This window comes from Curtobacterium sp. UNCCL20 (genome assembly GCF_900101675.1).
GTDB lineage: Bacteria > Actinomycetota > Actinomycetes > Actinomycetales > Microbacteriaceae > Curtobacterium.
The window spans coordinates 645,166-665,367 of record NZ_FNKG01000001.1 but is presented as its reverse complement, the minus strand read 5'-3'; the positions used below and the strand labels follow the sequence as shown (position 1 = coordinate 665,367).

The following is a 20,202-nucleotide window of genomic DNA, read 5'->3' as shown; positions in this document are numbered from 1 at the left end:
CGGCCGCAGGTGGTTGCGGAACGCGGCGTGCACCTTCCCCGCGATCTCGTCGTCGGTCTCGTGGAACAGGGACCGCCGTTCGGCGTGGCCGATCTCGACGAGGTCGACCCCGATCTCACGGAGCTCACGCCCGGAGACCTCCCCGGTGAACGCGCCCTCGTCCGCCCACGCCAGGTCCTGCGCACCGAGGAGCACCGGGGCACCGCGCTCGTCGATGACCTGCCGCACCGGCACGAGCGCCGGGAAGGTCGGGACGACGAACAGCTCGGCGGCGCCGGACTGCACCGCGGGGTGCCGCCGAGCGATGTCCGCCACGTCCGCCGCCCACGAGAGCGTGCGCGCGTGCGAGAAGTACATCTTCAGCGACACCCCGACGGTGATCACGGTGCGACCGCCTCCACGATGAGCGCGAACGACACCGCTCCCGGGTCGGGCGTCCCGACCGCCTGCTCGGCGTGGGTCCTGGCGCGGCCCATCTTCGGCAGCAGCTCCGCGGTGCCGTCCGCGGCCTCCTTCGCCGCGGACACGGCGGCAGCCCACGCCTCGGCGAGCGGAGCGCCGGCGTCGACTCGGGTGCGGAGCACCGCACCGAACGGCACGAGCGCGTCGACCATCGTCTTGTCGCCGACCGTCGCGCCGAAGGCGAGCACCGCCTCGCTGGCCGCACCGACGGCGTCCGCGACGGTGGCACCCGTCGGAGCCTCGTCGTCCCCGAGGACGCGACCCAGTGCCTCCAGGGCGGCTCCCCAGATCGCACCGGACGTACCGCCGGCCTTGTCGGACCACGCGTCGGCCGCGATCCGCAGGACCGAGCCAGCGCCGGCTCCGCGCGACACAGCGTCCGACGCCGCGGCGTCGGCGGCGTGTGCTCCGCGCTGCATGCCGATGCCGTGGTCGCCGTCACCGGCGACCGAGTCGATGTGCCCGAGTTCGTCGGCGTGCTCGTCGATCACCGCGCGGACGGCCGCGAACCCCCGGGCGATCCGGGCCGCGACGTCACGCGACTCGTCGCTGGCCTCGCCGATCGCGTCCGGGGACGCTTCGGCCTCGACGACCGAGGGGTCCACCCGCTCCTGCGCGACCGCGCCGCCCTTGCGGTACGCGGGGGTGTCGGCGGGTGCTGCCCACAGTTCCTCGAGCTCGTCGTCGAGCCACAGCAGGGTGAGCGAGACGCCGGCCATGTCGAAGCTCGTGACGAGTTCCCCGACCTCCGGCTCGACGATGACGACGCCCGCGTCCGCGAGCAGCCGCTGCACCGAGCGGTAGACGACGAAGAGCTCCTCGTACTTGACCGAGCCGAGCCCGTTGAGGATGGGCACGACCCGCGCGCCGTCGGCCGTGACACCGGACGGCACCTCGTCGAGCAGCCGCGAGACGAGCAGCGTCGCGAGTCCGTCGGCGGTCGGCACGTCGGTCTCGTCGATGCCGCGCTCCCCGTGGATGCCCATGCCGACCGCCATGCGGCCCTCGGGCACCTCGAACAGCGGCTCCTCGGCGCCGGGCAGCGAGCACCCGGAGAACGCGACGCCGAACGACCGGGTCCGGTCGTTCGCGCGGTCCGCGACGGCGGTGACCGCCTCGAGGTCGTCGCCCCGTTCGGCGGCGGCGCCGGCGACCTTGAAGACGCAGAGGTCGCCCGCGATGCCGCGGCGCTTGGCTGCCTCGTCCGCCGGGGCCGACGTGACGTCGTCGGTGACCCGGACGGTGCGGACCGGGATGCCCTCGGCTTCGAGCGTGCGCGACGCGGCGTCGAAGTTGAGCACGTCACCCGCGTAGTTGCCGTAGCTGAGGAGCACCCCACCGCCGTGCGCGGCGGCGCGGGCGACCCCGGCCACCTGCTGGGCGGACGGGCTCGCGAACAGGTTGCCCATCGCCGCACCGGCCGCCAGACCGTGCCCGACGAGTCCACCGAACGCCGGGTAGTGCCCGGACCCGCCGCCGATCACGACGGCGACCGTGCCGTCGGGCGACGTCGTCGAGCGCGCCACCCCGCCGTGCACCTTGCGCACCCAGCGCTCGTTCGCCGCGACGAACCCGTCGGTGGCCTCGTCCGCGAAGTCCGCGGGGTCGTTGAACAGTCTGGTCATCGTTCGTCTCCCTGTGCCCGGACGTGCGTGGTGTCGAGGAGTTCGTCCGCCTTCGCGCCGCGGAAGAGCTTCGTGCAGAAGATCATCACCGCGGCCACGAACGCGAGCACCCCGAGCGACACGATGCCGAACGCTCCGCTCTCCGTCGGCACCACCTCGTTGATCGCGGTGCGCATGATCGGGGCCACGAACCCGCCGAGGTTGCCGAGCGAGTTGATGAGGCCGATGCCCGCGGCGGCCGCAGCACCGGTGAGGAACGCCGTCGGGTAGGCCCAGGTGATCGGCCCGACCGCCAGGAAGCTCGCGACGGCCAGCGTGATGAACAGGATGCCGAGGATCGGCTGCCCGTTCGCGCCCGCCCACGCCGAGCCGAGGATCGACAGGCCGGTCGTGATGTAGAACCAGGTGCCCCAGCGTCGACGACGACCGACGGTGTCCGCCCGCGAACCGACGAGGTAGCAGGCGACCAGGCCGACGAGCCACGGGATCGCGGCGACGAGGCCGACCTGCCAGCCGACGTCCTGGCCGAGGAGCGCCGACACCTGCTGCGGCAGGTAGAAGGTCGTGCCGTACACGGCGACCTGCAGGCAGAAGTAGATGATCGTGAAGTACCAGACGCGGCCGCTCGCCATCGCCTTCCAGATGCCCGTCGGACCGTCCTCGCTGCGGGCGGTGTCCTCGCGGGCCATCGCCGCCGTCAGCGAGTCCTTCTCACCGGGCTCGAGCCACTTCGCCTGCTGCGGGCTGTTCGTCAGGAACACGAGCGCCGCGATGCCGGCCAGCACGGCCAGGGCGCCCTCGCCGGCGAACATGACCTGCCAGCCGTGGAACGGGGTGGCCTTGTCGCCGAAGCTGATGAGCCCACCGGACAGCGGAGCGCCGATCATCTGCGAGAACGGCTGCGCCAGGTAGAAGATCGCGAACATCCGCACACGGACCTTGTTCGGGAACCACTCGGACAGGTACATGATCACGCCCGGGAACAGGCCCGCCTCGGTCACACCGAGGATGAACCGCAGGACGATGAACATGGTGTCGTTCGTCGTGAACGAGAACAGCGCGGCGACGATGCCCCACGTGATCGCGATGCGCGCGAGCCAGAACCGGGCACCGAACCGCTTGAGCAGCAGGTTCGACGGGATCTCGAAGATGGCGTAGCCGATGAAGAAGATGCCGGCGCCGAGGGCGAAGGCTGCGTCGGAGATGTTCCGGTCGACGCTGAGGGCTTCCTCGGCGAACCCGACGTTCGTGCGGTCGAGGAACGCGACGAAGTACAGGATGACGAGCATCGGCATGAGGTGCTTGGTCGCCTTGCCGATGGCGGACTTCAGGCCGGGGTCGTGGGTCGACCCGAGCGCGGGGGCGTTGGGGAGGGACACGGTTCGCTCCTTTGCGAGCACGGTGCGGTGCAGGTTTCGTGGTCCGTTCCGGATAGTGCGTTCCGGACTGGAGGCGCGGATCACGTGGCGAGGTCGTCGCGCGGTCCGCGGGCGGCGGGGCTGGTGCACGGGCGGGCCGCCGCGGCGGCTCGCCGTCAGTGCATGTACAGGCCGCCGTCGACGTTGAGCGTCTGGCCGGTGACGAACCCGGCGTCCTCGCCGACGAGGTAGGCGATCGCCGCGGCGATGTCCCGGGGCGTGCCGATCCGGGGCAGGACCCCGTCGGCGGCCATCTCGGCCTTGCGCTCCTCGGACAGCGTGCCGCCCATGATGTCGGTGTCGATGGGACCCGGCGCGATGGCGTTCACGGTGACGCCGAGCGGGCCGAGCTCACGGGCGAGCCCCCGGGTCAGTCCGATCACGCCCGCCTTGGCGACCGTGTACGGCGTCTTGCTGAAGGTGCCGCCGCCGCGCTGGGCGGAGACGGACGACAGGTTGACGATGCGGCCGTACCCGTTCCGCACCATCGACTCCGCCGCCCGGAGGCTCGCGAAGTGCACGCCGTCGAGGTTGATCGACAGCACGCGGTGCCACTCCCCCTCGGGCAGGTCGAGGTAGGCGTGCGCCGACGACACCCCGGCGAGGTTCACGAGGGCGGCGACGGGCGGCAGCTGCGACTCGAGCGTGTCGAACGCCGCGCGGACGGCGGCCTCGTCGGCGACGTTCGCCCCGGCGCCGGCGGCCTGCACGCCGTGCTGCTCGCGCACCTCGGCGGCGACGGCCTCGCTGGCCGCCTGGTCGAGGTCGATGATGCCGACGTTCCAGCCCGCCTCGGCGAGGTGGTGGGCGGTCGCCCGGCCGATGCCGCGCGGTGAGGCGGCACCGGTGAGGACGACGGTGTGGTCCTGGTTGCTCATGGTCGGGCTCCCCTGGTCCTTCTTCTCGTTCGTCTCAGTGGATCGGCGCGGGGCCGAGGTCGTCGAGGAGCTTCTGCATCGCGACGTAGGCCTTGTTCCGGTAGGCGACGAGCTCCGGCGTGCGGTCGGCCGGTACCTGGAGGTACCCGGCGCCGGACTTCGTGCCGAGCTCACCGGCGTCGACGTGCTGCTGCAGGGAGGCCGGGGTGGCGAAGCGCTCGGGCCAGCGGGTCTGGAGCGACTCGAAGCAGAACGCGTAGACGTCGAGCCCCGCCATGTCGGCGATGGCGAACGGACCGAAGAACGGCAGGCGGAAGCCGAACGTGGTGCGGACGATCGTGTCGATGTCGTCGGGGCTGGCGATGCCCTCGTCGGCGATCTTGGTGGCTTCCTCGAACAGCGCGTACTGCAGGCGATTGAGGACGAACCCGGTCGAGTCCTGCACGCGCGCCGACTGCTTGCCGGTGGCCGCGACGACCGTCTCGGCGACCGAGACGGCGTGGTCGTTCGTGGTGGGGTGCGGGATGAGTTCGACGCCGGGGATGAACGGCGCCGGGTTCGAGAAGTGCACCCCGAGGAACCGCTCCGGTCCGGTGACGGCTTCGGCGAGGGACTCGATGAGGATCGTCGACGTGTTCGACCCGATCACGGCGTCCGGACGCGCGGCCTCGCTGATGCGGCGGAGGGTCGCGTGCTTGATCTCGAGCTTCTCGGGGACGGCCTCCTCGATGAAGTCGGCGGTCGCGACGGCGGCCTCGATCGACTCGGCGGCGCTGAGGTGGGCACGGACCCGCTCGACGGCGTCCTGCGGGAACAGCCCGTCGGCGACGAACTGCTCGGTCTCCCCGATCAGCCGCTCGAGGTTCTGGTGCGCGATCTCCGCCGAGACGTCGGCGATGCGGACGGTGTGGCCGGCGAGGGCGAGGACCTGGGCGATCCCGCCGCCCATGTACCCGGACCCGACGACGGCGATGTCGAGGGTGCTCATCGAGTTGCTCCTTGCTTCGTCGCCCCGACCACCGAGGTGGCGAGGACGGAACGGATGTACTGCTGGTTGGTGGCGCAGACGCCGAGGCTGTCCCCGCCGTACTGCTCGGTCATGACGATGCCGCGGAACCCGTCGGCGACCGCGTCGCGGAGGACCTGGCGGTAGTTGATGAGGCCGGTCTCCATGGTGCTCGGCACGCTCGTCGCCCAGCTGCCGTCGCCGGCCTCGTCCCGCGTGTAGTTCTTCACGTGGAGGTAGTTCGTGTACGGGAGGGTCTTCGCGAAGAGCTCCTTCCAGTCCTCCACCGGGCGGTGCAGGCGGATGAGGTTCGCGACGTCGGCGTTCAGGCCGACGTTGTCGAGACCGATCTCCTCGACGAGGCGGACGGCACTGTCGGCAGTGCCGAGGTAGGTGTCCTCGTACAGCTCGAGGGCCATCGGCAGGCCGACGCTCGCGGCGTGCTCGCCGAGTTCACGGAGCCGCGAGACCGCCGCCTTCCAGACCTCCGGGTCGTCCGGGTCCTTCGGCCCCTGGGCCGTCCAGAACCAGAGGGCGCGCTTCTGGTCGTCGGTGAAGGGCTGGTGGAGGCCGGTCGAGAAGACCTGCATGCCCCACTCGGCGGCCGCGTCGATCGTGCGGTGCGCGTACGCGAGGTTGTCCTCCTCGTGCCCGGGCTGGATGACGCTCCGGCGCTGCAGGTGCACGGAGGGGATGCCGACGCCGTGGGCCTTCGCGATCGCGAACAGCTCGTCGCGGCGGGACCGCTCGAGGTCGGCGGGGCGGATGTGGCTGTCGGCGAGTTCGGCGAGCGAGAACCCGACGGCCTCGATCTGCGCGAAGACCTCGTCCCAGACCTCCGGGTCGGCGTCGTGCAGCGGGACGCCGTCGCGGGTGACCGGCGGGAACCCGTGCAGGCACGTGGCGATCGGCCACGTCTCGGCCGTCCACGTCTCGGGGTTCCAGTCCTGGCCGACCCAGTCCTGTGGTGTGCTCACGGAATGCTCCCTTGCATGTCTCGGTTCGGCGATGAACCTCTTTCCTATAGGAAAGATACTCGCACGGCGACCTAGCGCAACCCCGCCCGCGCTATCCGGTGTGGGAAGCGTCGGCCCGCGACCGCAGCCGGACCGCGTCGATGTGCACGCGCATCGCCGAGACCGCCGACGCCGGGTCCGCGGCCAGCGCCTCGAGGATCGCCCGGTGCTCGTGCACGGCACGGTCGGTGTCGTCCCCGCCGCCCTCGACGATCTGGCGCATCCGGTGCACGCGGGTCGTGATGATCTCGGACATCTCCTCGAGGAACGGGTTCCGCGTCGCGTCGAAGATGAGCTGGTGGAACTGCCAGTCGCTCCGGAAGAACCGGGCCATCAGTTCCTCCGACGCCGCCTCGACACCCACGGCCGCGACCTCCCGCGCGACCGCGGCCTGCTCGTCGAGTGCCACCTCCAGCCGAGCACGCAGTCCCTCCACGTCGCCGCGGGCCGCGAGCTCGACGGCTCCGCTCTCCACGATCAGCCGGGCGTCGAACAGCGCCTCGAGCTGGTCCCCGGCGAGCGGTGGCGAGACGCGGTACCCCTTGTTCGCCTCACGGGTGACGAGCCCGGTCCGCTCGAGCTGCACGAGCGCCTCGCGCACCGGCGTCGGGGACACCCCGAGGGTCCGGGCGAGGCCGTCGATCGAGAGCCGCATGCCCGGTTCGACGTCGTGCCCCATCAGGACCTCGAGCACCCGGTCGTAGACACGGTCCCGCAGTCCGAGCTGGGTGATCCGCTCCGTCCCGAAGCCCGGCATGGTCATCGACATGTGTCGATCCTAGAGAATCGACGATCGAGCCCGCTGGACTCCCGCTCTAGTACAGCGAGTCGATGCCGAGCACGTCACCGAGGCCGAGCGTGCGCTGCCCGGTGTCACACGTGGTCGACGCCGGCCGCATCACGAGTCCGCTGCTCTGCGCCGTGTGCCCGAGGCCGAACGCGTGGCCCCACTCGTGCGTCGCGACCCCGCGCAGGTCGAACCGGGGCCCCGAGCAGGTCGATGCGGTCGACCACTGCTGCGCCGTCGTGTAGCGCTGGTCCACCTCGACGGCGGCGCCGGACCGGGACCACACGCACGTCACCGCGAGCGTGTTCTTCGGCAGTGCACCCCAGCCGACGACGCTCGTCCCGCTCGACGCACCGCACCCACCGGCTGCGGTGACGCCGCTCGCCTGGGTGGTGTTCCCGACGAGGCGCTCCGCGGCGGTCGTGGTGATCTTCTTCGAGCAGGCAGCGATCCCGCCGGTCCATGCATCCGCACCCGCACGGATCGTGGACGCGCCGGATACCTTCTGCCCGGCCGGGTTGTAGCTCCAGCTCACCGGGACCCTCCACGTGAAGCCGAGCTTCGCGAAGGACTTGTTCGTGCAGCTCGAGGGCTTCGTGGCGGTCGTGGTCGTCGCGGCCTGCGGCGTGGCGGCCAGGCGGGAGCGCAGGGCGTCCCGTTCCTGGCGGACCGCGGCGGCCGAACCCTTCCAGACGTCGTCGACCCGGACCGCGAGCCCGGCGCGGCCGGCGTTCGTGATCGACACGTCCCCGGCGTCGCTCGTGCCCGCGGCCCCGAGCGGCAGCGCCGAGACGGTCACACCGGCGGCGGGCACGGCGAACCGGCGACCGTCCGGCAGGACGACGGTCCCGGTGGACACCGCGCACCCGCTCGCCAGGTCGGCGACGGTGATCCGATCGCCCCGACAGGTCGGCGCAGCCGCGGCGCTCCCGCTGCCGAGGGAAGTGACGACCGCGAGCAGCGCGATCCCGAGTGCGACCGCCCCGGCGGTCACGGACGACGTCCGCACGATGTGCTCCTCCTGGTCCCGGCACGGCGCTCCCCGGCACCGTCACCCTGACACGACGCCAGTCAGTGTGCGGAGGGGCGCTCGGGTGGGTCAACCCCCCGAAGGGGCAGGGGACAATCGAGGGATGGCATCACGTTCCACGCTCGTCATCGGCTCGGGCATCGCCGGTGCCAGCACGTTCTTCGCCCTCGCGCGACGCGGGGCTCCGGTCACCCTGGTGGACGACGGAGCCGCGGGGCAGGCCACCGCGGCGAGCGCCGGCATCCTGCAGCCGTGGTCGTCCGCGGTCGAGGGGCCCTTCGCCGACCGGTACGTCCGTGGGGCCGCCTTCTGGCCGGAACTGCTCGCGCGACTGGCCGAGGTCGGCGTCACCCGCACGGACCACCGGCGGAGCGGCGCGCTCGTGGTCAACGCGGACCCGGCGCAGGTGGACGCGGCCGAGGAGCGGGTCGAGCGGCGTCGGGCGGCCGAGCCGGAGGTCGTCGGCCGGGTCGAGCGGATCGGCGGGGACCGTGCGCGTGCACTGTTCCCGCCGCTGGCGTCCGGGCTCGATGCGCTCTGGATCGAGGGCGGCGGTCGGGTCGACGGGCGGACGGTCCGGGATGCGCTGCTGGACGCCGGTGAACGGCTCGGCGGTGTCCGACGCCGGGGACACGCGGTGCTGCTGGACGACCGCCGGGTGCGCGTCGACGACGACGTCCTGTCCGCCGACGCGGTGGTCGTGGCGGGCGGCGCCTGGACGAACGACCTGCTCGGCGCCCTGGGTCTGTCCGTGCCGGTGGCTCCGCAGCGCGGGCAGATCACGCACCTCACGCTCCCGGGCGTGGACACGACGCACTGGCCCTCGGTGCACCCGATGTCGCACCACTACCTGGTGGCCTTCGACGGGTCCCGGATCGCGGTGGGTGCCACGCGGGAGACCGGCAGCGGGTTCGATGCCCGCGTGACGGCGGCCGGGCAGCTCCAGGTGCTGCGGGACGCCCTGTCGATCGCACCCGGGCTCGCCGACGCCACGGTCCTCGAGACCCGGGTCGGCCTCCGTCCGCTGCCGGACGACGCGATGCCGATCGTCGGCGCGGTCCCCGGCCACGACGGCCTGTTCGTCGCGACGGGCTACGGCGCCGCCGGGCTCACCATGGGGCCGCTCCTCGGCGATGCGCTCGCCCGCGCGGTCCTCGGCGATCCCGCTCCGGAGCTCGACGGACTGCAGCCGTCGTCGTCCCCACGCGCCTGATCGGGCTCCTCCGGGACGGGTGCCGAACGCCTTCCGGCAGGGGTTCCCCGCCCGGTCCCCGTGAGGTGCCGCAATCGCCGACCAGCTGCACGGTCGTTCCACTCGACCCGCTCGACGTCGTCGCGCGAGACGTGCGGGCCGTCGTGGCCCGCGGGCAGCCCACACCCCCAGCGGTCGAACGTGCTGTCGCACCGGCGGTCTCCGGTGGCCGTGTCGGCGGTGTCGTGCTGGTGGTCCATGCATCCCTCGGTCGTCTGCCTTCACTGGACAGACGTACCGGGGACGCCGATCGTCACGGAATCCGCACGAACCGCGGCGCTCCACGGTCCCGCAGCCGGAACCCGAGGTGCCGGTACAGGCCGATCGCCCCGGTGTTGCCGGCCGCGGCGTGCATGAGCGGGACCTCGCCGCGCTCCCGGATGCCGTGCGCGACCGCGAGCACCAGACGCCGACCGAGTCCCTGCCCGCGGAATGCCTCGTCGGTGCACACGGCGCTGATCTCGGTCCATCCCGGCGGGTGCAGGCGCTCCCCGGCCATCGCGATGAGCCGCCCCTCGCGCCGGACGCCGATGTACCGCCCGAGTTCGATCGTGCGGGGTAGGAACGGTCCGGGCTTCGTCCGGGCGATGAGCTCGAGGATCTCGGGGACGTCGTCCGGGGTGAGCTCGATCGCCTCCGGGTCGGGAGCGCCCTCGATGGCCTCGCCGGTGAGCTGCACGCCGCCGGCTCCCGGGGCGGTGTTCCAGCCCGCGGGCACCACCGCCGAGGCGCCGACGCCGAAGACCGCCCCGGAGCCGAGCAACGCGCGGACGTCATCCCAGTCCTGGTCGGTCGGCCGCTCCGGGATCCCGGTCCACACCGACACGTCCGGCTGGTACCGCGCGATCTCGCCCCGGCGCTCGGCGAACCGGGCGTGCTCCCCGTTGAGCGAGGCGAGCGAGGGGTTGTCGAGCAGGCGAGTCGGCGTCCCGTCGTCGGCGATCGTGAGGTCGAGCGTCCGGACCGCCTCGCCGCGCGGGTCACCGCCGCGGAACCCGAGGTCCTCCAACCGGCGCCGTTCGCCGTCCGCCCAGCTCGTGGTGTCGGCGACGACGGCCGCAAGGTACCGGTTCCGTGCCCGGTCGACGACCTCGCGCACGTCGTCGACGTCCGTGGCTGACGTGAGGGCGACCTCGCCGGGTCGGACGAGGTCGGGAACCGGGGCACTGGTGGTCATGGTCCCATCCTGCGACCGCGGATCGACAGGACCCGCATCGTTGCCCTGCGTGACGCGACGTGGTGCGGTTCCGCCGCGACCTCGCACCGGACGGACCCGCCCGCTCAGCGCAGCCGGTCCGCCACGAACTCCACCATGCGCCGCACGAGCAGCGCGCGCGACGACGCCCGCCGGTACTCGTGCCCCTCGCCCGCGAGCTCGAGGTACTCGACGTCGTGCGATCGTTCCCGGAGCGCCGCCACCACCTGGTGCGCCTCACCGACCGGCACGTTCGTGTCGAGTTCCCCGTGCACGACGAGCAGCGGCGCCGTGACGTCGTCGACGGCGCGCATCGGCGACAGGGACGCGAGGAGCGCCGCGTCGTCGACGGGGTGGCCGTACTTCGTCGCGGCGGCCACGGCGATCCACGGCTCGGTGTCCCGGTAGAACGTCGCGAAGTCGCTCATCCCGCACACCGCGACACCCGCGGCGAACACGTCGGGCGTGAAGGCCAGCGATGCGAGGGTCGCGTACCCGCCGTACGAACGGCCCTCGACCGCGACCCGGGAGCGGTCCGCGTACCCGTTCGACACCAGGAACCGTGCGCTGTCGACGACGTCGGCGAGGGCGTTCCAGCGGAGCGCGAGGTCGTCGGCGTGCACGAACTCGCGTCCGTACCCGGAGGACCCGCGGATGTTCGGCGCGAACACCGTCACGCCGGCCGCGGCGAGCGCCTGGTGCTGCGGCGAGAAGGTCGGTCGTTCCTGCGACTCCGGTCCGCCGTGCAGGTGGACGAGTGCGCTGCGCGGGCCGGGAGGAACGGTGCCGGCCGCATCGTCGGCCGCCGGCTCGGGGGTGGCCCGGTCCACGGCCCGGTAGAGCCACCCGGTGATCTCCAGTCCGTCCCGTGCGGTGAACCGCTCGAGGGTCGGCTCGACGAGGGGCTCGTCCGGCAGCACCGGCACGTCCGTCACCCGGGTCCAGGTGAGCGCGTTCGTGTCGAGCCGCCAGAGCTCCCGCGGGCGGGTCGGTCCCTCGACGGCGAGGATGACGCTGCGCCCGTCGCGGCTGAGCACCGGGTCCGTGACGACGTCCCCGGGCAGGTCCGGCACCGCGGTGCGTGAGGCGTCGTGCGTGTTGATGAGGTCGAGTTCGCTCCGGCCGTCGACGTTCCAGCCGAGCAGCAGGGTCCGTCCAGCGTCGTCGGCGTCGAGCGACTCGAGCTCCGCGTCCGGGCGTTCGATGATCGAGCGGGGCTTGCCGCGCCAGCCGTGCGGTCCGACCGGCTGGGCGATGAGCCCGCGCCGGGGCATACCGGACTCGGTGGCGACGTAGGCGACGAGCGGGCTGGTCTCGCTCGCCGGTGCGGGCCGCAGGAAGGCGATCTCCGCCGAGCCGTCGGGCTGGTCGGACAGCAGGGCGTGGCTCTCGTCGGTGAGCCGGTCGACGGCGACGACGAACTCCTGGCCGCGCTGTCCGTCGCGGAGCACCACGAGCCGTTCCTCGACGGAGAGGTCGAGGATGTGGATGAGCTCCCCGACCGCCAGGTCGTCGCGGTCGCCGGTGACCGGGTCGACCAGGTACGCGCGGGCCGGCTGGTCGGGCTCGGTCGACGGCAGCGTGATGACGACGCGGTGTCCGCTGCGGCTCCACGGGCCGAGCTCGGCGTGCTGGTACCGGGACCCGGCGATCTGCGCGGCGTCCGTGCCGTCGGGTCGGACCACCCACACCTGCTGCTTGACGCCGCCGTCGGTGGCGATCGCCACGGCGAGCCACTCGCCGTCGGACGACCACGTCACCCGGATCACCGGGTCCTCGGACAGCCGGATCCGCACCGGCTCCGGCAGCGCCCCCTCCACGACGACGTCCTGCACGAACACCTCGGGGGTGCCGTGCCGGTCGCTGACGAACGCCACCCGCCGGGCGTTCCGGGTCATCGTCGGGCCCCACGATCCCCAGGCGGCGCTGAGCCGCTCGCCCAGGCCGGCCGCGCGCTCGACGCCGGCCGACGACGTCACGCGATCCGTTCCTCCAGGCCGTGTCACCGGATCCCCTGGTGCTGCAGCCACATCTCGATCAGGCCGAGCTGCCAGAGCGCGTTCGCACCGATCTCGGTGCGGGTGCTGTTGGGGTCCTGCAGCATCCGCTCGACGGTGGCCGGGTCGAAGAGCCCGCGCTCCCGCGCCTCGGGTGCGTGCAGCGCGTCCCGCACCCGCTCGAGGTACGGCCCCTCGAGCTGCCGGATCGCCGGCACCGGGAACGATCCCTTGGACCGGTCGATGACGGAGTCCGGCACGATCCCGCGGGACGCGCGCTTCATGACGCCCTTGCCGCCGTCGGTGAGCTTCAGCCCGGGCGGGATCGCCGCGGCGAGCTCGACGAACTCGTGGTCGAGGAACGGCACCCGCGCCTCGAGGCCCCACGCCATCGTCATGTTGTCGACCCGCTTCACCGGGTCGTCGACGAGCATGATCGTGGTGTCGCTCCGCAGCGCGGCGTCGACGCTCGTCTCCGCTCCCGGCATCGCGAACAGCCGGTCCACGAACGCCGACGGGGTGTCGTCGTCGCTCCGCCACCGCTCCCCGAGGATGCCCTGCAGTGCCGGCCAGCGCCGGTCCATGAACACCGATCGGTACGCCTCGGCGGCCCCGTCGCGCGGGACGTCCGCGAGCGGCGGGTACCAGTCGTACCCGGCGAGCACCTCGTCCGCGCCCTGCCCGGACTGCACCACCTTGACGTGCTGCGAGACCTCCTGCGAGAGGAGGTAGAACGCGACGCAGTCGTGACTGACCATCGGTTCGCTCATCGCGGCGACCGCACCGTCGATGCCGTCGAGCAGCCGCGACGACGGGATGTGGATCCGGTGGTGGTCGGTCCCGAAGTGCCGGGCGACCTCGTCCGAGTACTCGAACTCGTCGCCGGACTCCCCACCGGCCGCGTCGAAGCCGATGCTGAACGTCGCCAGGTCCCGCTGCCCGGCCTCGGCGAGCAGCCCGACGACGAGGGACGAGTCGATGCCGCCGGAGAGCAGCACGCCGACCGGGACGTCGGCGACCATGCGGCGCTGGACAGCGGTGCGGAGGGAGGCGATGAAGGCCTGCTGCCAGTCCTCGTCGCTCCAGACGGCCTTGTCCGGGTCGCGCTCGAACCGGGGCTGCCAGTAGACGGTGTCGTGCTCGCGGCCGTCCGGTTCGATGACCCGGACGGTGGCGGGCGGGAGCTTGCCGACACCGGAGAGGATCGTGCGGGGTGCCGGGACGATCGAGTGGAAGGTCATGTAGGACGCGAAGGCGACCGGGTCGATGGAGGTGTCGACGGTGCCGCCGGGGTTGGTCCCGGTGCCTGTGCCGCCGTTGCCGGTGCCGCCGTTCCCGGCGAGGATCGCGGGCAGGGAACTCGCGAACCGGACCCCGCCCGGCACGTGCGCGACGTACAGCGGCTTGATGCCGAGCCGGTCGCGGGCGAGCACGAGCCGACCGCTGGCGTGCTCCCAGATCGCGATCGCGAACATGCCGATCAGGTGCTCGACGAACGCGGTGCCCCACTCGGCGTAGGCGGCCACGATCACCTCGGTGTCCGAGGTCGAGAAGAACTCGTGGCCCTTGCCGCGCAGCTCGTCGCGGAGCTGCACGTAGTTGTAGACCATGCCGTTGTAGGCGATCGTCAGACCCTGACGGGGCAGCACCATCGGCTGCGCACCCGCCGTCGACAGGTCGACGATCGACAGCCGGCGGTGCCCCAGCGCCACCGGACCGCGCGCCCACAGCCCGTCGCCGTCCGGCCCGCGGTGCACCATGCACCCGGTCATCCGCGCGACCGCGCCCACGTCCGGTGCCCTGCCGTCGAACCGGATCTCGCCCGCGAGTCCACACATCAGCGTTCCCCTGCCGTTCCGATGATCCAGGTGTCCTTGGCGCCGCCGCCCCGCGAGGAGTTCACGACCATGCTGCCCTCCGGAGCGACGCGGGTGAGCGCGACGTCCGCCAGGTGCGTGTCCTCCGGTCCGGTGCCCGTGACGTACACGAACGCCCGCAGGTCGACGTGCCGCGGGTCGAGTCCGGCGGGGCCGATCGTGGGGTGCGAGGAGAGCATGACGACCTCTTGTCCGACCCACCGTGCCGGGTCGCGGGCGATGTCCCGCCGGCGCTCGGCGACCTCGGGGGCGCTGGCGCTCGGGCCGATGAGGACGTCCCGCCCGCCCTCGCCGTCCACGGGCTTCGTCACGAGTTCTCCGACGCGGTCGAGCACGGAGAGCCGCTCCCCCTCGATGCTCGTCCGGTAGGTCGGCACCGACTCGAGCAGGGGCTTCTCGTCGAGGTAGTACCAGATGAGGTCGGGCACGTTGACGTACATCGCCTTGTCGTCGACGAGCGCGTTGCCGGGGGCGTTCGCCAGGGACACCCGCCCCGCCTCGGCCACGTCGAGGACGCGGGCGCCCAGGTCCGGCAGGTCGGCTCCGCCCAGGTCGCGGACGTCGCGGTCGATCCGCAGGTACAGCCCGTCGAGGACCTCGCCGGTCGCGGCGACGACGACACGGCCGTCGCGGACGTCCAGGTCCGATCCGGCCAGGAGGCGCAGCCCGGCCCCGTCGGCCAGCCGGCGGTGCTCGAACCACGCGCCGGCGGCGGGGCCGTCGCTGATCAGCGCGACCACCGGGTCCGGGTTGCCCGTGACCGCGGTCGCGTTGGTGCGGAGCGTCTCACGCAGTCGTGCGGTGACGGTGCGCGGGTCTCGCAGGTGCTCCGGACGCGGAGCATCCGGCACCACCTCGTCCATCAGGTCTCGGAGCGCCATGCCGTAGGCGACGCCCGAGGGCGACCGCACGTTGTCCTCGAGCACGCGCCAGCCGCCGAACTCGTTCCGGACCAGGTCGAAGCCCATCACCGGGGCACGGACCGCGTGCGCCGGCAGCCGTGCGGCGTCCGGGTCCCACCCGTTCGCACCGACGAACTCGTGCTCGTCCATGGCGCCGTCGCTGACGATCCGCCGCTCGCCGTACGCGTCGCGGAGGAACAGCTCGATGGCCCGGGCGCGCTGCCCCAGGCCCGCCGCGAGCTGGCTCCACTCGTAGGCGCTGACGGTGCGGGGCACGAGGTCGCAGCCGAACTCCTGCACGCCCCCGTCCACCACGAACCCCACCTCGTGCTCACGGGTCCAGACGTCACGGGCGGCGCAGCGCTCGATCGTCGTGTCGGCGTCCCAGCCGCGGAAGAACGCCGCCAGGTCACGGAAGGCCGGACGCGGACGGGCACCGGGGCCGACGGCTTCGTCCCCGGCGCGGACGCGGTACGAGGGGATCGCGACGACCGGGTCCGGGTCGCGGCCGGAGGGTGTCCCCGCGGTGTCCTCGACCACGAGCGCCACGACGTCGTCGAGCTCACCGCGCTCGGCGTACGCGGTGCGCTGCCGGTCGGCCGAGTTGCCGCGCGCCAGGGTGTCCTCGACGAGGTCCGCGACGGTGCTCCAGTCGCCGAGCTCCTCGAGCTCCGGACGCAGACGGTCGAGGAGCTGGCGCACCGCGATCTCCGCCGGCAGCCGCTCCGGGTGGCGGCCGAGCCCGAGCAGGTCTCCGTTCAGTCCGCTGCGCGCCGCCTGCCACATCGCGGCGCGGTGCAGCGGTTCGCTGCGGGGCTGCCACTCGGCGCCCGACTCGACCGACTTCTCGGCCTTCCGCACCGCGGCGCGGAACAGGCCCGCGATGAGCACGGCATCGTCCACCACGGGCGTGGCGTCGCAGACCCGGAGCTCGAGCGTGGGGGCGTGCGAGGACGGCCGGACGTCGAAGTACGCCATCTTCTTGTCGGCGATGACCCCGGAGGCGATGAGGTCCTCGAGCATCGCGTCGTACTCGGCAGCGCTCTGCACGCGGCCGAAGCTGCCGGCGGACGGCCAGCGCTGCCAGATGATGCTCCGGAACGACGAGTAGCCGGTGTCCTGCCCGTTCCAGAACGGGCTCGACGCGCTGAGTGCCAGCAGCACCGGCAGCGCGGTCGCGACCCGCTGGGCGATCTGCACCGCCAGGTCGCGGTCGCTCACACCGACGTGCACCTGCAGGCCGCAGATGAGCTGTTCGTCGACGAGCATCCGGTACTGCTCCTGCATGCGGCCGTAGCGGCCGCCGGAGGTCAGTTCGAAGTCGGCGTACTCCGACCGCGGTGCGGTGCCGGCCGCGGCGATGCCGACGCCGACGGGGGCGATCGCCGTGCTCAGCTCGCTGCGCAGGTCGACGATCACCCGCCGGAGGTCGTCGAGGGTCCGGACGACGGGGGTGTTCGTCTCGATGGTCGTGCGCTGGAGTTCAGCGCCGAACCGGTGGGCGGGCAGTTTGGGCAGAAGGCGCGGGGCCTTCGCGGAAAGTCGGCCGGACTCGAGGTCGATGAGGTGCAGCTCTTCCTCGGCGCCGAGCGTCAGCTCTGCACTCATGGGTGGAACCTACCCGTGTGGTCTGTCCAGCGCCCGACGGGGTACACCCCGCTGTGAGCCAGATCGCGCGGGCACGTAGGAACGAGGGGTGTCGACCACCGTGTTCTGCCTCCACGCCCTCGGGTCGAGCTCCGAGGAGTTCGCCGGGCTGCGCGCACGGCTCGCCGGCACCCTCGACCTGATCGGCATCGACCTACCCGGCCACGGCCGCTCGTCGTCGGTCACCGGCACCACGGTCGAGGAGATGACCCAGCTCGTCGAACGGGCCATCGGCCGGAGCGGCGCCACCGAGTGGGCCCTCGTCGGGCACTCGATGGGTGGGAAGGTCGCCTCGGTCGTGGCCGCCCGGACCGTCGACGGCTCGAACGGACTGTTCGGCCTCCGCGCCGTCGTCCTGCTCGCCGCGTCCCCGCTGTCACCCGAGCCGATGGACGACGAGCGACGCCGGTCCATGCTGGCCTGGGCGGCCGACGGCGAGATCGGTCCGGACGAGGCCGACGAGTTCGTGGACGCGAACACCGACGCCCGGCTCCCACCCGAACAGCACCTGCAGGCCGTCCACGACGTCGAGCGGACCGCACCGCAGGCGTGGACGGACTGGCTCGTCCGCGGCAGCCGCGAGGACTGGTCGTCCGAGTTCCCGCCGAACCCCGTGCCCGCGCTCGTCCTCGCCGGGGCCGCCGACGGCGACCTCGGCCCCGATGCGCAGCGTGCGCTGAACCTGCCGCACTGGTCGGCCGGCGAGTTCGCCGTCGTCACCGGTGCCGCACACCTGCTGCCGTGGGAGCGTCCGGACGACGTCGCCGACCGCATCCGCGACTTCTGGCGCCGCCGGGTCGACCACGGCCCCGCCGTCCCCGCGGCCACCGCCCGGGTCATCGCCTCGCCGCGGGTCAGCGCCCGGATGCGGGGGCTCCTCGCCGTGCGGGCGCTCCCGGACGACCCCGACCGGGAACCCCGCGTGCTGCGCCCCGAGCAGCTCGACACGCTCCGCGCCGTCGCCCGGGTCGTCGTGCCGCAGTCCGGCGACCGACCGATCGACCTCGCGCTCCGCGTCGACGCGCAGCTCGCCGACGGCCTCGGCGACGGCTGGCGACCCGACGGCCTCCCCACCGACGTCGACGCCTACCGCGCCGGTCTCGACGCACTCCGTGCCGAGTCCGCGCACGGCGACGAGCACCTCGCCACCGTGCTCGACGCCGTGACCGCCGGCTCGTACACCCCCGCCGTGGGGACGCTCGACGCGGCGCAGCTGCAGGCGTGGGTCGAGGACGCCGCGGTCGACCTCGCCAAGCAGTGGGTCGCACACCCGGCGACGATGGCGGAGCTCGACTACGACGGGTTCGCCAACGGCGGCGACGGCGTCCGGAAACAGGGCTTCCTGCTCCTCGGGGCCGGACAGCGAGAAGCGTGGGAACCGGCGGGAGACGGACGATGAACCTCAGCGAGCAGCGCCGGTACGACGAGGACGAGGTCGTCGACGTGGTCGTCGTCGGCACCGGAGCGGGAGGGGCGCCATTGCTCGCGACCCTGGCCCGCCGGGGCCTGCGGGTCGTCGCGCTCGAGGCCGGCCCCAACACCGAGCCCGGCGACCACGTCCCCGACGAGGTCGAGGCGCCCGGCGACATCAACTGGATGGACGAGCGGATCAGCGGCGGCAGCGCTCCGACGGCGTTCGGTCCGAACAACAGCGGCACCGGCGTCGGCGGGTCGACCCTGCACTGGGGTGCGTTCACGCCGCGGCCGAACGCGCACGACATCCACCTCCGCACCGACAGCGGGCAGGGCGAGGACTGGCCGATCGAGCACGCCGAGCTCACGCGGTGGATCGAACAGGTCGAGTACGACGTCGGCGTCGCCGGTCCCGAGCACTACCCGTGGGACCCCGCCCGCCGCTACCGGATGGGACCGCCGCCGCGGAACGCCTCGTCGGACATGATGATCCGGGGTGCGGCCGAGGTCGGGATCACCGCGACGGACGCCCCCGTCGGCCTCACCACCGAGGACCGGCACCAGGAGCACCACGGCCTGCGGCACGCCTGCGTCTCCTGCGGTTCGTGCCACCAGGGCTGCCGGAACGGCGCGAAGGTGTCGATGGACACCACGTACCTGCCCGCCGCCGTCGCGTCCGGGGCCGAGATCCGCGCCGAGGCGTTCGTGCACGGCATCGAGCTGGACGCGCGGGGCGAGGTCGAAGCCGTCGTGTACCGGCAGGGCGGCCGCGACCACCGGCAGCGGTGCCGAGCCCTCGTGCTGGCAGCCGGCGGGATCGAGACACCCCGACTCCTGCTCCACACCGGGTTGGCGAACAGCAGCGACCAGGTCGGCCGGAACTTCACCGCACACGGGGCGACCCAGGTGTGGGCGACGTTCGACGAGTCGATGCGCTCGTACCGCGGCTACCCGTCGTCGATCATCACCGAGGACTTCGTCCGGCCGGCCGGCGCCGACTTCGCCGGTGGGTACCTCGTCCAGAGCCTCGGCGTGCAGCCCCTCACCCTCGCGACCTCGCTCGTCCGCGGCGGCGGGCTGCGCGGCGCCGCCCTGGTCCGGGCGCTCCGCGACTACCCGCGGATGGCCGGCGTCGGGATCAACGCCGAGTGCCTGCCGTACGACGACAACCGGCTCGTGCTGAGCGACGAGGTGGACGCGAACGGGGTCCCGAAGGCCCGCGTCACGTTCTCCCCCGGGTCGAACGAGGCCGCCATCACCGAGCACGCCGTCCGCACGATGACCGCGATCGTCGAGGCCGCGGGCGGGACGGACGTCCGGGTGCTCGACCGCACGGCGCACACCGTCGGCACCGCGCGGATGGGCACCGACCCGTCCCGCTCCGTCGTCGACGCTGCCGGCCGCTCGTGGGACGTCCCGAACCTCTGGATCGTCGACAACTCGGTGTTCCCGAGCTCCCTCATCGCGAACCCGGCGCTGACGATCATGGCGCTCTCGCTCCGGACCGCCGACCGCTTCCTGCGTGACGACGCCCGCGCCGACCGAGCGGCCGCGGCCGCCGTCGCCTGACGAACCGACCTACTGGAATACGACGTAGGCTGGTGTGGTGGGGTGCCGCACCGCCGGGTCGCACCCCTGGGGCATGTGTGAAGCCCACCACCGGTAGGACGGTGATGGGCTTCAGGTGCTCTCCGAGT

15 protein-coding genes are annotated in these 20,202 nt (G+C 72.8%); 3 read left to right on the top strand and 12 right to left on the bottom strand.

Going from position 1 to position 20,202, the window contains the following annotated elements; translation table 11 throughout:
• The 8 genes from BLT36_RS03285 to BLT36_RS03250 all read right to left on the bottom strand — a co-directional run.
• Positions 1-384, bottom strand: a 384-nt coding sequence (locus BLT36_RS03285; RefSeq protein ID WP_139166420.1) for a triose-phosphate isomerase, incomplete at its 3' end; no start/stop codon positions are given.
• Positions 381-2,087, bottom strand: a complete 1,707-nt coding sequence (locus BLT36_RS03280) for a dihydroxyacetone kinase family protein (RefSeq protein WP_092091896.1) — start codon at positions 2,085-2,087, stop codon at positions 381-383. The genes BLT36_RS03280 and BLT36_RS03285, both read right to left, overlap by 4 nt.
• Positions 2,084-3,466 (bottom strand): MFS transporter, encoded by a 1,383-nt coding sequence (locus BLT36_RS03275; protein ID WP_092091894.1) that lies wholly within the window; start codon positions 3,464-3,466, stop codon positions 2,084-2,086. Before BLT36_RS03275 ends, BLT36_RS03280 begins: the two co-directional genes overlap by 4 nt.
• A 155-nt stretch (positions 3,467-3,621) precedes the next feature.
• Positions 3,622-4,383, bottom strand: a complete 762-nt coding sequence (locus BLT36_RS03270) for an SDR family NAD(P)-dependent oxidoreductase (protein WP_092091892.1) — start codon at positions 4,381-4,383, stop codon at positions 3,622-3,624.
• Between the two features lie 34 nt (positions 4,384-4,417).
• Positions 4,418-5,371, bottom strand: coding sequence for a 3-hydroxyacyl-CoA dehydrogenase family protein (locus BLT36_RS03265; RefSeq protein ID WP_092091890.1), 954 nt, complete (start codon positions 5,369-5,371; stop codon positions 4,418-4,420).
• Entirely contained in the window at positions 5,368-6,366 is a 999-nt protein-coding gene (locus BLT36_RS03260) for a sugar phosphate isomerase/epimerase family protein (protein ID WP_092091889.1), read from the bottom strand. Before BLT36_RS03260 ends, BLT36_RS03265 begins: the two co-directional genes overlap by 4 nt.
• 91 nt (positions 6,367-6,457) lie before the next feature.
• A complete protein-coding gene (locus BLT36_RS03255) occupies positions 6,458-7,174 on the bottom strand; it encodes a GntR family transcriptional regulator (protein ID WP_092091888.1) in 717 nt (238 codons plus the stop codon).
• Between the two features lie 46 nt (positions 7,175-7,220).
• Entirely contained in the window at positions 7,221-8,201 is a 981-nt protein-coding gene (locus tag BLT36_RS03250; protein ID WP_139166340.1) for a matrixin family metalloprotease, read from the bottom strand.
• A 124-nt stretch (positions 8,202-8,325) separates the two neighbouring features.
• On the opposite strand from BLT36_RS03250, the gene BLT36_RS03245 reads away from it, so the two are divergent.
• Positions 8,326-9,435 carry an NAD(P)/FAD-dependent oxidoreductase gene (locus BLT36_RS03245; RefSeq protein ID WP_092091886.1) on the top strand — a complete coding sequence of 370 codons (1,110 nt, stop codon included), beginning with the start codon at positions 8,326-8,328 and terminating at the stop codon, positions 9,433-9,435.
• Between the two features lie 292 nt (positions 9,436-9,727).
• Here BLT36_RS03245 and BLT36_RS03240 read toward each other — a convergent pair whose 3' ends face one another.
• From BLT36_RS03240 to BLT36_RS03225, 4 genes are all read right to left on the bottom strand, one after another.
• Positions 9,728-10,651 carry a GNAT family N-acetyltransferase gene (locus BLT36_RS03240; protein WP_092091885.1) on the bottom strand — a complete coding sequence of 308 codons (924 nt, stop codon included), beginning with the start codon at positions 10,649-10,651 and terminating at the stop codon, positions 9,728-9,730.
• A gap of 104 nt (positions 10,652-10,755) precedes the next feature.
• Positions 10,756-12,648, bottom strand: coding sequence for a S9 family peptidase (locus tag BLT36_RS03235; protein ID WP_092091883.1), 1,893 nt, complete (start codon positions 12,646-12,648; stop codon positions 10,756-10,758).
• Between the two features lie 23 nt (positions 12,649-12,671).
• Positions 12,672-14,504: an N-acetylglutaminylglutamine amidotransferase gene (locus BLT36_RS03230; protein ID WP_092091881.1), complete on the bottom strand. Its 1,833-nt coding sequence runs from the start codon at positions 14,502-14,504 to the stop codon at positions 12,672-12,674.
• The gene (locus BLT36_RS03225) at positions 14,504-17,053 is read right to left on the bottom strand and encodes a carboxylate--amine ligase/circularly permuted type 2 ATP-grasp protein (RefSeq protein WP_092091879.1); all 2,550 of its coding nucleotides are present in this window, start codon (positions 17,051-17,053) and stop codon (positions 14,504-14,506) included. The genes BLT36_RS03230 and BLT36_RS03225 overlap by 1 nt, the downstream gene beginning before the upstream one ends.
• A gap of 88 nt (positions 17,054-17,141) precedes the next feature.
• On the opposite strand from BLT36_RS03225, the gene BLT36_RS03220 reads away from it, so the two are divergent.
• The gene (locus BLT36_RS03220; RefSeq protein ID WP_092091878.1) at positions 17,142-18,491 is read left to right on the top strand and encodes an alpha/beta fold hydrolase; all 1,350 of its coding nucleotides are present in this window, start codon (positions 17,142-17,144) and stop codon (positions 18,489-18,491) included.
• Positions 18,488-20,074, top strand: coding sequence for a GMC family oxidoreductase (locus BLT36_RS03215; protein ID WP_092091876.1), 1,587 nt, complete (start codon positions 18,488-18,490; stop codon positions 20,072-20,074). Before BLT36_RS03220 ends, BLT36_RS03215 begins: the two co-directional genes overlap by 4 nt.
• Positions 20,075-20,202: the final 128 nt, after the last annotated feature.